This window comes from Rummeliibacillus sp. JY-2-4R, assembly GCF_053847205.1.
The window spans coordinates 1,138,157-1,151,918 of the sequence record NZ_CM132623.1 but is presented as its reverse complement, the minus strand read 5'-3'; the positions used below and the strand labels follow the sequence as shown (position 1 = coordinate 1,151,918).

Here is a 13,762-nt window from a genome sequence, read left to right as displayed (position 1 = left end):
TCATGTATTGGAGGATATATGATGGAAATACATCCAGATGAACTGTTCTCAAAGCTTCATGAGAACGCTTCTACAAGGAAAAAGAAAACATTAGAACTCATAAATAACGCCTGTAAAAAACAGTCCGAGTCTGACATAAAAGATTTTTCTATTGGAACTATAGCAAGACTGATAGCAGATGATGGCGGTCCAAGTGAACAGGCACTTAGAAACAAAAATGCCGAGGATTACAGAGCTTTGATAAGCCAGTGGGCTGAATACTATAAAACTACCACTAAAAAGCCTAAAAAAGATAAGAGAACAACCGTAAACGATGATATCTTAGCAAGTATCTCCGAACCAACAACAAAGGCACTGGTTGGTATGCTAATGGCAGAGAATAAAAAGCTCAAAAGAGAAAACTCTCTGCTTAAAGAACAAACAACCTTCACGATTGATATGCGTCCTATAAACGATATAAGCAAAAATAAGGATGTCGTTATAGTCGAGCCTTCTTATAATCTGACAGATACCGAAATAGATGCTCTGAGAAATGCCGTATCAAACGAATTTATGAGCCATCAGGGATGGACTACCGATAATTATGGCAGAGTAAAAGAAAACGGCATTCAGGTATATAAGGCTGGATATGTAACTGCCATACAAAAAATTCTTAATGAAATATAACAAATACTTTATTCTGCAACAAATTTGTTTTGTTGCAGAAGGTTTTGTGTTAATTTTATAGCACTTGATGTACGAAGCATAATTTTATAGGTGGGAACAAAATGACGAAACTAATTGTTAACCTTAGTGATTATAACCCTAAGTGGGAAAATGAATTTGAATATGAAAAAAAACGAATTGTTAATGTTATAGGTGATAAAATTTCAGGAATTGAACATATTGGTAGCACTTCTATAAAAGGATTAAAAGCTAAACCAGTAATTGATATCATTGTGGGCGTGCAAGATTTAGAGGAAATATCTAATTTTGTTGTTCCCCTTAGTGATATTGAATATGAATATGTTCATAAACCTGAGTTTAAAGATAGAAGATTTTTTAGGAAGGGATTATGGGGACAGGGAACTTGTCATCTGCATATCTGTGAAATTAACAGCAATGAGTGGATTGAAAAATTGTTATTTCGAGATTATCTTAGACTAAATCCTGATGTAGCTAAAGAATATGCTGTCTTAAAAAAAGAACTTGCTTCTAATTATAAATTCGATAGACCAACCTATACAAAGAAAAAAGAACCGTTTATTAGAACGATTATCGAAATAGCTAAGAAGGAAATGAGCTACAAATAAATACTTCATAGGATTTATAAGCAGAAATTATACAACTCAAATACAAATAACGTTCCCAAATGCAAGTTTGGACATATACAGAAAAGCGACAAATGTTGATTTAACAACATTTGTCGCTTTTTTAGTAGAACATTGTTTATATATACTTTTATGCACGTTTCTAAAAAGTTAGTCTCAGCAACAGGTTGAACGTGTTTTGGTGCTACGTTTATCATGATGTTGCATAGAATCGTGCATATTATTAACGTTCCTTAATGTACAAAATTTCCGAAGTTTGAGCTTTACCCCTATACAAATAAAAAGTTTGATTATAAAGTTTGATTATATATAATCAAACTCAAAACCTTTAAATATAAGGCATGGTTTTACTTTATTATACTATTTACCCTATATTCTATACTTCATACCTTGCTTTTACTATTTTCATATATATGCTACTCTATTGTTTTTCTTCAATACATTTTGCAATCAAATCTCCATGTAAACGGCCATTTTCAATGAAGATTTCATTGGCGTTGTTTCCAGCTGCAATTACACCTGCAATAAACAAGCCTGGTATATTTGTTTCCATTGATTCGGGATTAAAAGTTGGACGTCCTGTTTCAGAATCTTCTGTAACACCCATCGTTTGAATAAATGAGTGATCCGGATGATAACCCGTCATCGCAAAAACGAAGTCATTCTTTAGAACAATCTCTTTCCCATCTTGATTAAGTAATACAGTATCCTGTTTTATCTCTTTCACATTTGTATTGAACATCATATTAATATGACCATCTCTTGCAAGTGCAGCAAAGTCTGGTAGCACCCATGGTTTGATACTAGGTGAGTAATCTTCTCCTCGATACACAACTGTCACGCGCGCTCCTGCTTTGTGAAGTGCTAAGCCTGCATCAATTGCAGAGTTTTTACCACCAATAACTAGAACATCTGTATCAAAGAATGGATGACCTTCTTTAAAATAGTGATGGACTTTTGGTAGCTCTTCACCTGGAATATTCATATAATTTGGATGATCATAATAGCCAGTAGCAATTATTACATAAGGGGTTTCATAATCTTCTTTATTAGTATTTACGATAAATTGCCCGTTCTCTTTACGAGTTACCTTCTCTACTTTTTCAAATCGGTGCACTTGTATATTTTTTCTTTTTACAACTTCACGATAATAAACAAGCGCTTGGTTACGCTTTGGCTTTTGTTGTTCAATTATAAAAGGAATGTCACCAATTGCTAATTTTTCGCTTGAGCTAAAAAACGTTTGGTGAGTTGGATAATTAAAAATCGCATTCACGATATTTCCTTTTTCAATAACAATAGGATTTAACCCTATTTCTTGCAATGAAATAGCTGCAGCTAGCCCACATGGTCCTCCACCCACTATTATTGCATCTTGTTGACACATAAAACGGTCACTCCTTATATACTTAAACCTCTCTAAAAAACTTTAGAGATGCTGTAGATTAGTCATAATGTTATATTATACGCTTTGAAACATGAAAAAAACAGGCATGTGATTGATTTCACATACCTGTTTGGAATTATTGGGCAGGGATTGCAATGATTGTGCCAGCAGGAACTGAATCCCCTGTAATACCATTTGCTTCCTTTATAATTGGAATACCCACGTCACTACCATAGAATTGCAACGAAATACTTTGGATAGTTTCTCCTGGTTTAACATTATAAAGCCTCCCAGCAGCTTTAGCTTCGTTATAAAGTTGCTGTTGTTTTTCTTTTTTTGCAGCTTCCTCTTTCTGTTTTGCAAGGGCTGCTTCCCTTTGCGCTTTTTCTTTTGCAACCTGCTCTTCTAATGCTTTTTTCTCAGCTTTTTCTTTTGCAGCTTTCTCTTTTTTGGTTAATTTTGATTCTTCATTAATAGAAGCCTTAGTTGTTACATTGGATTGATGAATAGTGTTCGTTTCTATTTGAACTTCACCATGATCAATCACTGTTTTTTCGTTTTTACCCCCGTTTGCAAGAAAGGCAAAGTAAATTAGTGTTGACACTGGAATTAAGATAAAGATTATGGCTAAAGTAGTGATTAATTTATTTGTGCGGTTTTTCTTTTTTTTATTATGACTGCCATGTATCTGTCTTCTTGTCATTCTTGAAGGGTTTGTCTTATGTTCAGGCTCAAAATTAACAGCTTGTCGATGTTCTTCAATTTTCTCACGATAATCTTCTTGAGACATCCATATTCCCTCCAACTTAGAATTCTAACTTTATACCATTATTATGACGAATTTATAGTTAATTGTAAATATAGTTCGCATACAACTATGGAAGTATTAAATACAATCTTTCCTGCCATTTTGGTACTTCATTTTGCACATCATTAATTTCTCTTGTTTGAATAATCTCACCATAATTTATACCACAATAATGACAGCAATTTGATGGCTTTTGTTCCAACTTTTGATCAAAATATGAAACTAATTGCTCACGCATACAATGCTCTCCAATCACAAAAGATGCTACTTGATGGATTTGTTCCTTTTTTTGTTGTTTTAAGTTGTTCAACTTCTTTATCACTTGTTCTAAAGAAAGTTTTTCCATCCAATAAGATAAAACACGGAATCCCGTTTCACTTATTTGCTTTAGATCTATCATTTTCTTTGGATCTTCCCCTTTTTTTCTATATTCATCATAAATCTCAACATGAAAGGGTTCTGGTAAATCTTCTGTCACAACAAATTGTGTATATTCTTCATCTCTTGGGCAATAAACCAAAATGGCCATCGCATCATTACCATCTCGCCCTGCTCTTCCAACTTCCTGCATATAATTTGCCATTGTTGCAGGAATATGATCATGAATTACTTGGCGAACATTATCTTTGTGAATCCCCATTCCAAAAGCGGTTGTTGCACAAATCCATTCTAGTTCACCTGATATAAATTGTTGCTGAATAAATTGACGATCTAGCATTTCCATTCCAGCATGATATGCCGCAGCACGAATATGATGGTTTCCTAACATTTCTGCATAAGTCTCGGTCTTTTTACGTGATTGGGAATATATAATTCCAGGACCCTTTGTTTTGACGATATGCTCAATAATCCAATTCATTTTTTCTTCATTTGATTGGGTTTTGACGATATCATAATGAAGATTGGCTCTTTCCACAGAATGAATATATTCAAATGGTTCCTTCATATTTAAATAGATTTTGATATCATTTACGACCTGCTTTGTTGCAGTCGCACTTAAAGCTAATATAGGCGTTCTATTTTGGTTATTTATACATTCAGCTATTTTTAAATAATCAGGGCGAAAATCAAACCCCCATTGTGAAATACAATGTGCTTCATCAACAACAATTAGTGAAAATTGAAGTTGTAAAAAGGCATCTTGAACAGCTTTTGTTCCTAACATTTCAGGAGATGTGAAGATAAATCGATACTGCATAAGATTTTGCAGAACATGTTGTTTTTCGGTTCCTTGCAAAAATGAATTTATTGCAATCACTCTTTTTTCTCCAAATCGTTTCAGTTGCTCTACTTGATCTTGCATAAGCGAAAGTAAGGGTGAAACAATTAATACAGGACCATTTAATATAATCCCTGGAAGTTGGTAGCAAAGTGATTTTCCCATTCCTGTAGGTAATAGGGCGATAACATCTTGTCCATTCAATACAGCTTGGATTATTTCTTTTTGCCCGGGTCTAAACGAAGAATAACCAAAATGTTTTTGTAATAGCTGTTCGAGCTCAATCATGTTATTTACCCCCTTTTGCTGCAATGACTAATCGGATTTGAAAATAAGATAATTGCGGCAGCTCTTCTCGAATCACTTTTAATCTTTTACTTCCTGTTTTCTCAAGTATATATAATACTTTTTGAATGTCTTCCTCCTGAATAAACTGATTAAGCTGAAAATTAGGTTGTACCATTGCCATTTCAACAAAGTGATCCTCAATTGTACTCATTTTTAATTTACGCATATAGGAAATTTGTTCAAGAGTGTATCCTATATTATATAAATCTGCAGTTTTTTTCGTAGAATCTGTTAGTAGTAATTCAATTCGTATGTTTTTCGATAGATTATGCAGAAGTGTGAAATTATTTTGGTTCCCGTTTGTTGTAAGAAAATCAAGCCATGTATGTAATAACTCAACAAACATCAATTGTATATCTATTTCCTGCCGATCAAACTGAAAAGAAAGTTGTTGCCATGTCCATCCAGTTTGCATATAACCAGTTAATCTTAACATCATTATTTGCTTTGATTCATCGGAAATTGGCAATTGCATTAAAGAAGCTTCCATTTCATCACGTAATTGTTTGCGGAAGGTGGATTCTTTATAAGAATAATTCTTTAAAAAGCTTTTTACAAAAACTTGGATTTCATCATCTTTTTGTACAGGCAAAAACCGCCAATCCCCTTCATAAATATGAGACAAAGTTTGTACAATTAATGACAGTCGTTTAAAAAAAATTTGCTCATTTCCTCTATAAACCCAGCCATTAAAGTGAAAATCCGGTGATTTATCGAGTAAACAAGTGCCTCTTTTCGTTAATAGTAATGCCCGTTTTTCATCGTAATGTAACCAACCGTTTTCAATTAATTGATCAAAAGCTTCCTGAAAATTTGCCTTAGAAAATTTAGGTAAAATACAAAAGTATGGTTGTAATCCAAATGTCCCCACATCTTGAATAGTTTGTCCTGAACGCTTCCCTCGTAGTAAATGATATGCTGCTGATTCGGATCGTTGACCATTAATTCTTTGATAAATTTGTAGCAATATTTGTTGTAAATACATCACTATTCCTCCGATTAAAAGTTATTTAGGTTGAAATATGAGGAAAACCGTTTTAGAATGAATAAGAAGCTATAGGGATTGAAGTAAAAGGAGAGAAGTAGAATGGCCAAATTTACCATCGTTGATCAAGATACATGTATTGCTTGCGGTGCATGTGGGGCGGCAGCACCAGATATCTACGATTATGATGATGAAGGTATTGCCTTCGTTATTTTAGATAATAACACGGGGACTACTGAAGTTCCAGAAGATTTAATGGAAGACATGGAAGATGCATTCGAAGGTTGCCCAACTGACTCTATAAAAGTAGCAGAAGAATCATTCGAGGGCGATCCTCTTAAATACGAATAGTTTTTTAATAGACTTAAATCACTTAAATCCAGTCTAATCAACAAGTGCTTGGGAAATTAACTGCTTCCCAGGCACTTTTTTTATAGTCATATGAATTAATCATAGTAATTTACAGTATAACATTTACCTTTTTTATACCTTAAATATTTTATAAACTTCAACCACAAACCAGATCGTGTAATTTCTTTATTGCATTCTCACTTTGTATAGGTTACTATTTTAGTATCAGGTACTAATAGTAACTAACACAGGAGGCTATTATGGATAATTTTTTACAATTACAAGGTAAAAATATCGTGGTAATGGGTGTTGCCAATGATCGTAGTATTGCATGGGGCGTAGCAAAAGCATTAATGTCAGTTGGTGCCAATGTTATATACACATACCGTAAAGAACGTTCTTTAATGAAATTAGAAAAACAATTAGCCAATTATGAAGATTTACAACCACTTCTTGTTCAATGTGATGTAAATAGCGATGAAAGCATTCAACAAGCATTCCAAGAAATTGGAGAAAAAGTAGGCACAATTCACGGTGTCGTTCATTCAGTTGCATTTGCAAATGCTGACGACTTAAAAAATCGTTTTGTGGAAACTTCTCGTGATGGCTATGCATTTGCGCAAGATACAAGTGCTTATTCTTTAATCGCAGTTACAAATGCCGCTAAACCATATATGACTGAGGGCGGATCTATTGTTACAATGACTTACTTAGGTGCAGAAAGAGTACTTCAAGGATACAATGTTATGGGTGTTGCAAAAGCAGCTTTGGAAGCTTCTGTTCGTTATTTGGCTGCTGATGTTGGTGCAGAAAATATTCGAGTTAACGCAATTTCAGCAGGCGCTATTAAAACTCTTGCTGCTAAAGGTGTTCCTTCATTCAATAAAATTATGAATATCATGGAAGAAGCAGCACCACTTAAACGCAATGTCACTCCTGAAGAAGTAGCAAATATGACAGTTGTCATGTTAAGCCAACTTTCTAGCGGAGTTACAGGTGAAGTAATTTATGTTGACGGTGGCTACAATATAATGGGTGGCGCTTAAGAACCTATTCTTTATAAAGTTGAAAAAAGAGGTAAACCAAATAATGGTTTACCTCTTTCTATTATTTTGTTAAGCGATCGACAATTTCCTGTACGGTGCCAGATTGCACCTGATTTAAATTTCTTCCAGCCCACATTGCCATTAAGCTATAGACTCCTAATTCCTGTGCGCGCTTTCGAATGCCCATCGTTAAATCATTTTGATATGGATATGGTGCAATTTTATTTCCTTCCATAAACGATATAAAATCATTATTAATACCACGAGCTAATTTTCCTGAAAATGCTGTTGTAACAACTGTACAGTCTTCATCGGCTAGTAGTACTTGTTCCTTATAAACATCCGATGCACCACTTTCTTCACTTACTAAAAATGCCGTACCGATTTGAACTGCTTCTGTACCAGCTTCAATTGCCTTTTGAATCTGCTCTTTCGTAACAATTCCCCCAGCAGCAATGACTGGAATCGACACTTTTTCTTTAATACCTTCTAGTAATTCATTTAAAGAAATGAGTTCGACAGGTTCTGTAAATGAGCCACGATGGCCACCTGCTTCTTCACCTTGTAGAACTACTGCATCTAATCCACGCTCTTGGACTAAAATTGCCTCTTCTAAAGTTGTCGCTGTCCCAATAGTAAATACATCATGATCTTTTAATTTTTGTACGGCTTCTACAGTTGGCAATCCAAAAGTAAATGACGCTACCTTTACATCTTCATGAATAATGACCTCGATTTGAGCGTCAAAATCAGTAGTTGAAAGAAAAGCTCCTTCATCTGCAATCATTAATTTTTTTCGATACGGTTTTAATGCATTATAAGCCTCTTCAAGTTCTTCTTTGGTGACATTCACATCATGCGGAACAAATAAGTTAACTGCGAATGGTTTTGTCGTTTCTTTTTTAACTGCTCGGATAAATTCTCTAGTTACTTCGGCACTTAAATACCCAGCTCCAATAGAACCCAAAATACCTGCTTTTGCACTTGCAATAACCATTTCAGGTGTCGTAACCCCTGCCATTGGTGCTTGTATTATTGGCCATTCCATTTTCAATTGTTCGATTAATGACATTTTTTCTTCCCCCTTTACGCTGTAAAAATTTTGAAAGATTAAATTGAATTATTATGAATATTTATTTGTTCGAAAAATACGAATAAATTGCTCTATTGAGCGTTCGTTAAAAGTATTTTTCAATAAAACTTCGATACATTTCATCATTATTAATCGTAGATTATTTAGTATTCTTCTCTTTTCTTATAGAGATTGAAAAAATAAGATGAAATAAATACTCCATAAATACTTTACCATATAATTGAAAGTTTTCTAAGCTTAAGAGCCTTCCGAAATAAATTATGTATAAAATAAAGGCCGTCTTTAAAGATAAAGTTCCCCTTTAAAGACAGCCTATTAAGTGTGTTTTAACAATTATTGATTTTAAGACAACATACTTTAGTTATAAAATTAACAATAGAATACTAGTTTACACCTGAGATACGTCCGTATCCAACTAAGTATTTGTTCCACCAGTCAAGTGATTCAGTAACAACACCATTGTTTTGAGCATCTAACATTCTTCCGCCACCAAGGTAGATACCAACATGTGCTATGCCTGAACCATAACTAAAGAACACTAAATCCCCTGTTCTTGCTTCACTTGCACTTACTTTTGTAGTAGCTAAATATTGTTGTGCTGCTGTACGTGGCAGTGATACGCCTGCTTGTTTAAATGCCCATTGTGTTAAACCTGAGCAGTCAAAACCAGTTGTTGGATTACTTCCACCCCATACATATGCACGTCCAAGATATTTACTTGCTTCTGCAATTGCAGCTTTTGCAGAACCAGAACCTGACACGCTAGGAGCTTTCTGCTCATGATCTGTTACCTTAGCGCCATTAGTACCGTTACCAGCATTATTAACATCATCGCTAACGTTTTCTGTTTTTACTACGCTATCAGTATGTACTGAATTACTAGTCTTAGTTACAGAAGCATTTTCTTCTATAAATTTTTTCTCTTGCAACGCTTTCAAACGTTTTGCTTCTGCTTCACGTTTTTTACGTTCTCTCTCAAGTTTTTCTTGTTGTTTTTTTGTAGCAATTTGTTCTTTCAGTTTTAAAGACTTTGCTTTATTTTCTGCCTTTTTTGTTTCTAAATGATTTTCTTCATTTTGCATATCTTGGAATTGCTTTTGTAGTGTTGCTTGTTTGTTTTGAAGTGCTTGCTTTTCTTCAGCTAATTTATTCTTGTCCGCTTTTTGATCATCTAATAGGTTTTGATCTGCATCTAAAATAGTTTTAACAGAAACTGTTCGACTTACTGCATCTGCAAAATTATCTGCTCCAAGAATAGCTTCTACATATGGATTTACCGTATTATCTTGATTTTGGTAAGCTTTTAATCGATCATTGATAATTGTTGAACGATCTTTAATATTTTTTTCTGTTTCTTTTATTGCATTATTTGTTTCGTCAATTTCTTTTAACGTATTTTCATATTCTACTTGTTTTTTATCAATTTTCTTTTGTAATATTTCAATTTCTTTATTTAGATTCTTTATTTTCTGATCAATTGAGGCCTTAGTTTGAATCATTTCTGCCGAAGTTTTAGCATTTACTTGAATTGGCTCTGCTGAATACATAAAACCACAAGTTAGTGCTAGAGTAACAACTGCAGAACGGCCCCATTTTGAACGTATATTCAATTTAAATCATCTCATTTCCAATATTTTCACTATGTACGTTTTTTATTTACTATTTTATAATAGCACGAATCATATATTTGTATAGTCATTTTTTCCTGTTTTAATAGAAGCGTAACACCCATGTTACATAATTGAAACAATGCTTTTTCATTATGATTCTTACTCAATATACTGTTTTTTTCTATTAACTACATTAATTCGACAAAAGTGTTAGAATCAAATTAATGTATTTTATTGTTGACTTAAAAGTCCTGGTTCATTATGATAGCCAAAATGATATATGTAATCATTAAAGGAGAGAAATGTAAATGGAATGGCAACAGCTAGAATACTTTCAAGTACTAGCGAAAATTCAGCATATGACGAAGGCTGCTGAGCAGCTATCTATTTCCCAGCCAGCACTAAGTCGCTCTATTGCTCGATTAGAAGACGAATTAGGTGTTCCTTTATTTGAAAGACAAGGACGCTCAATCACTTTAAATCGTTATGGTGAAATATTCGTAAAACGTGTCCAAAATATAATGCGCGAGTATCAGGATGGCCTCCATGAAATCCAAGAGCTAGTAGATCCAAATCACGGGGAAGTTTCCCTTGGCTTTTTACATACGCTAGGAACAAATATTGTCCCTGATTTAATCATGAAATTCAGAAAGCAACATCATGATATACACTTTACTTTAAAGCAAAATCATACACATCTTCAGCTAAAACAATTACAATCAGGCGAGCTAGATTTATGTTTACTAGCTGAGATGGAGACTGAAAAACCAATCCAATGGACAGAATTATGGCGTGAGGAATTATTTGCAATTGTCCCAATTTCACACCCTTTAGCAACTCGTGACACAATTACATTAAAAGAATTAGGAGATGAATCATTCATCTTACTAAAAAAAGGATATGCATTAAGAATTCAGCTAGATGCCGTTTTCGAGTATGCTAATCTTAAACCTGATATAACATTTGAAGGGGACGAGGTTGCTACTGTCGCGGGTTTCGTTGCTGCAGGGCTAGGCGTTTCCATCTTACCTAATGGAGTAGAAATTAATACAAATCGGATGGCCAAAATCCATATTAGCGATATGAAACTTGAACGAGTCATTGGTATGGCTTGGTCTGAAGGTCGTTTCCAATCACCTGCTACAAAACAATTTCAACAATTTATTCTTGATTATTTTAAAAAGGCGTAAAGAAAAGCCACTTTCAATTTGCTTTGGAAGTGGCTTTTCTTGTATTTAGATTTTAATCTATTGTAATAGTTATAGATTGCTCTTCATAAGTAGATAGCCATTCTATACAATCAAAATCTTCTATATCTAAATCATTGGTGAATTTATCGCCACCATATCCGTCTTTACCTTCGAAATAGAAGATTTCTGCAATGCCCTTTAGTTTTTTTTCTATACCAGGTAATGTAAATGTGATGGTCATCTCTTTTCCATCATAAGGAAGAAGTGTTTTGGCTAAGGGCTCTTCATTTAAATACAACAAATTTGGGCCTTTCATTTGTCTGAGATGAATAATACCTTCTAATACCATCTCTTTCCCTCTCAATCATTGCATTTTTAAAGTGTTTCACCAATAGTAGTTAAACGATCCTTTACATCCTGTTCAGTTAACCCATTTCGAGCAATATATCGGTTACGCGGATGTACTCTACATTCATGTGTACATCCTCCTAAATATTTATCTTCATTTTCTTCTGAGCAAATGATTTGTTTATTACATTCAGGATTTGCACAGTTGATGTAACGTTCGCATGGCTCACCGTCAAAATGATCACGTCCTACAATCACGTGTTCAACTTGGTTTACAGGCACAGAAATTCGTTCGTCAAATACATAACATTGACCATCCCATAATTGACCCTTTGCTACTTCATCTTTACCATAAGTGACAATTCCGCCATGTAACTGACTTACGTTATCAAAGCCTTCTCGTTTCATCCAACCAGAGAATTTTTCACAACGAATACCACCTGTACAATAAGTAAGGATTTGTTTACCGTCAAATTGCTCTTTGTTTTCTCTAATCCATTCAGGCAATTCACGGAATGTTTGAATATCAGGTCTTATTGCACCTCTAAAATGCCCTAAATCATATTCATAGGTATTACGCGCATCTATAATAACTGTATTTTCTTCTTGCATTTTCGCAAAAAACTCAGCAGGTTCTAAATAATCCCCTGTTAATTCATGTGGATCTATATCATCTTCTAAACTGAAGTTGACTAATTCAGTTTTTGGTCGTACATGCATTTTTTTGAATGCATGACCTTCTGCTTCATCGATTTTGAAAACAATACCATTAAATATTGGATTCGCCATCATATACTCCATATAGGCATTTGTTTGTTCAATTGTTCCAGAAACTGTTCCGTTGATTCCTTCAGATGCTACTAAAATACGTCCTTTTAAATCTAGTGATTTACAAAAAGCTAAATGCTCTGTAGCAAACTTTTCTGGATCTTCTATCTTTGTATAAAAATAATAAAGTAAAACTCGATAATCCACTTATTTTTCCACCTATCTTTTAATATTTGCAAGATATTAGAGATAGACTCTATTTTCATATAACAAAATTGAAAATTTATCCTTGCAGATTTTATGTTTTAGAACATAAAATATCCTTAAAATTATATCGGTAATTTAATTCATTTGCAAATATGATGCTTAATATCATGATTAATTAAATTAGATATTGCTTATTCTTTCCTGGGAAATAAAGTTAGTTTAACTTTCCTCCGTTATGGAAACAAAAATAGCTTACTGTTTTCTGTAATCTCCTCTCACTTAGGCGGAGTCTCCACTTGAACAAAATCAAGAGCTATATCAAAAAAATCTGCTCATCTATTTTAAATAGATGAGCAGATTTTTCTATTGAATATTATATTATTTATAGGATTACCCTATCAATCTATTTATATCATTAGCCATTAATAAAAGTATTACGTTGTTTCACAATCCAATTTTTAAGACTTGAGAATAGTAAAAGCATGATTGCTGCAATGATAATTCCTTTAATAATATTGAATGGTAAAACACCCATAACAATAGAATTTCTAAGTGCTGCACCTGTTTCAACTGGTACGTTTAAGAAATAGTTATACATAGGCATAAATAAGAAATAGTTTAACACGCTCATTCCAATTGCCATTGTTAGAGTTCCGACTACTAAACCTGTTGTTAATCCTTTTGCACTTGTTAAACGTTTATAGATAAAGTAAACAGGTAAAATGAATAATACACCTGTTGTGAAGTTTGCAATTTGTCCAACTGGAACACCTGTTGGGCTTCCAACATAAAACCAGTTCAATACATTTTTGATAAATTCTACAGCCATTCCCGCTACTGGACCCATTGTAATTGTTGCAATAAGTGCTGGAACATCACTAAAATCCACTTCTAAAAAACTTGGAAACGGTGGTAATGGGAAGTTAAATATCATTAATACAAATGAGATACTGCTTAGCATACCGATTGAAATCATTTTTTGCAATTTTGTGTTCTTCATATTTTTCTCTCCTTTTTTCGATTCACTTCTAAAGAAGAGAGGTCCGGATTACAAGATATGCAATAAAAATCCCTTAAGCTTTGAAAGCTTAA

Annotated in this window: 14 protein-coding genes; 5 read left to right on the top strand and 9 right to left on the bottom strand. The window is 33.7% G+C overall.

Translation table 11 applies throughout. The annotated features are described in order from the left end of the window. Positions 1-21: 21 nt before the first annotated feature. Both gmtX and ACWV26_RS05365 read left to right on the top strand, forming a co-directional pair. Positions 22-666, top strand: a complete 645-nt coding sequence (gene gmtX / locus ACWV26_RS05370; protein ID WP_455897343.1) for a gamma-mobile-trio protein GmtX — start codon at positions 22-24, stop codon at positions 664-666. Positions 667-767: 101 nt separating this feature from the next. After that, positions 768-1,292 carry a GrpB family protein gene (locus ACWV26_RS05365; RefSeq protein ID WP_455897342.1) on the top strand — a complete coding sequence of 175 codons (525 nt, stop codon included), beginning with the start codon at positions 768-770 and terminating at the stop codon, positions 1,290-1,292. 439 nt (positions 1,293-1,731) lie between these two features. On the opposite strand, the gene ACWV26_RS05360 is transcribed toward ACWV26_RS05365, so the two are convergent. From ACWV26_RS05360 to ACWV26_RS05345, 4 genes are all read right to left on the bottom strand, one after another. Then, complete coding sequence (locus ACWV26_RS05360) at positions 1,732-2,697, bottom strand: YpdA family putative bacillithiol disulfide reductase (RefSeq protein ID WP_455897341.1); 966 nt, start codon at positions 2,695-2,697, stop codon at positions 1,732-1,734. Positions 2,698-2,833: 136 nt separating this feature from the next. Next, the gene (locus ACWV26_RS05355; protein WP_455897340.1) at positions 2,834-3,487 is read right to left on the bottom strand and encodes a LysM peptidoglycan-binding domain-containing protein; all 654 of its coding nucleotides are present in this window, start codon (positions 3,485-3,487) and stop codon (positions 2,834-2,836) included. An 85-nt stretch (positions 3,488-3,572) separates the two neighbouring features. Continuing rightward, a complete protein-coding gene (locus ACWV26_RS05350; protein ID WP_455898183.1) occupies positions 3,573-5,009 on the bottom strand; it encodes a RecQ family ATP-dependent DNA helicase in 1,437 nt (478 codons plus the stop codon). Positions 5,010-5,013: 4 nt separating this feature from the next. Further along, the gene (locus ACWV26_RS05345) at positions 5,014-6,057 is read right to left on the bottom strand and encodes a helix-turn-helix domain-containing protein (RefSeq protein WP_455897339.1); all 1,044 of its coding nucleotides are present in this window, start codon (positions 6,055-6,057) and stop codon (positions 5,014-5,016) included. Between the two features lie 102 nt (positions 6,058-6,159). Between ACWV26_RS05345 and ACWV26_RS05340 the strand changes: the two genes are divergently transcribed. Further along, positions 6,160-6,408, top strand: a complete 249-nt coding sequence (locus ACWV26_RS05340) for a ferredoxin (protein WP_455897338.1) — start codon at positions 6,160-6,162, stop codon at positions 6,406-6,408. Positions 6,409-6,668: 260 nt separating this feature from the next. Continuing rightward, positions 6,669-7,454 carry an enoyl-ACP reductase FabI gene (locus ACWV26_RS05335; RefSeq protein ID WP_455897337.1) on the top strand — a complete coding sequence of 262 codons (786 nt, stop codon included), beginning with the start codon at positions 6,669-6,671 and terminating at the stop codon, positions 7,452-7,454. 61 nt (positions 7,455-7,515) lie between these two features. On the opposite strand, the gene ACWV26_RS05330 is transcribed toward ACWV26_RS05335, so the two are convergent. Together ACWV26_RS05330 and ACWV26_RS05325 are read right to left on the bottom strand one after the other, a co-directional pair. Continuing rightward, positions 7,516-8,526 carry an NAD(P)H-dependent flavin oxidoreductase gene (locus ACWV26_RS05330; RefSeq protein WP_455897336.1) on the bottom strand — a complete coding sequence of 337 codons (1,011 nt, stop codon included), beginning with the start codon at positions 8,524-8,526 and terminating at the stop codon, positions 7,516-7,518. A gap of 404 nt (positions 8,527-8,930) precedes the next feature. Then, positions 8,931-10,157 carry a C40 family peptidase gene (locus ACWV26_RS05325; protein WP_455897335.1) on the bottom strand — a complete coding sequence of 409 codons (1,227 nt, stop codon included), beginning with the start codon at positions 10,155-10,157 and terminating at the stop codon, positions 8,931-8,933. A gap of 308 nt (positions 10,158-10,465) precedes the next feature. Between ACWV26_RS05325 and ACWV26_RS05320 the strand changes: the two genes are divergently transcribed. Then, on the top strand, positions 10,466-11,347 hold the full coding sequence (locus tag ACWV26_RS05320; RefSeq protein WP_455897334.1) for a LysR family transcriptional regulator: 882 nt from the start codon (positions 10,466-10,468) through the stop codon (positions 11,345-11,347). Positions 11,348-11,399: 52 nt separating this feature from the next. On the opposite strand, the gene ACWV26_RS05315 is transcribed toward ACWV26_RS05320, so the two are convergent. The 3 genes from ACWV26_RS05315 to ACWV26_RS05305 all read right to left on the bottom strand — a co-directional run bounded on the left by ACWV26_RS05315 (position 11,400) and on the right by ACWV26_RS05305 (position 13,670). Continuing rightward, the gene (locus ACWV26_RS05315) at positions 11,400-11,696 is read right to left on the bottom strand and encodes a hypothetical protein (RefSeq protein WP_455897333.1); all 297 of its coding nucleotides are present in this window, start codon (positions 11,694-11,696) and stop codon (positions 11,400-11,402) included. 26 nt (positions 11,697-11,722) lie between these two features. Continuing rightward, complete coding sequence (gene trhO, locus ACWV26_RS05310) at positions 11,723-12,670, bottom strand: oxygen-dependent tRNA uridine(34) hydroxylase TrhO (RefSeq protein WP_455897332.1); 948 nt, start codon at positions 12,668-12,670, stop codon at positions 11,723-11,725. 415 nt (positions 12,671-13,085) lie between these two features. Further along, the gene (locus ACWV26_RS05305; protein WP_455897331.1) at positions 13,086-13,670 is read right to left on the bottom strand and encodes an ECF transporter S component; all 585 of its coding nucleotides are present in this window, start codon (positions 13,668-13,670) and stop codon (positions 13,086-13,088) included. Positions 13,671-13,762: the final 92 nt, after the last annotated feature.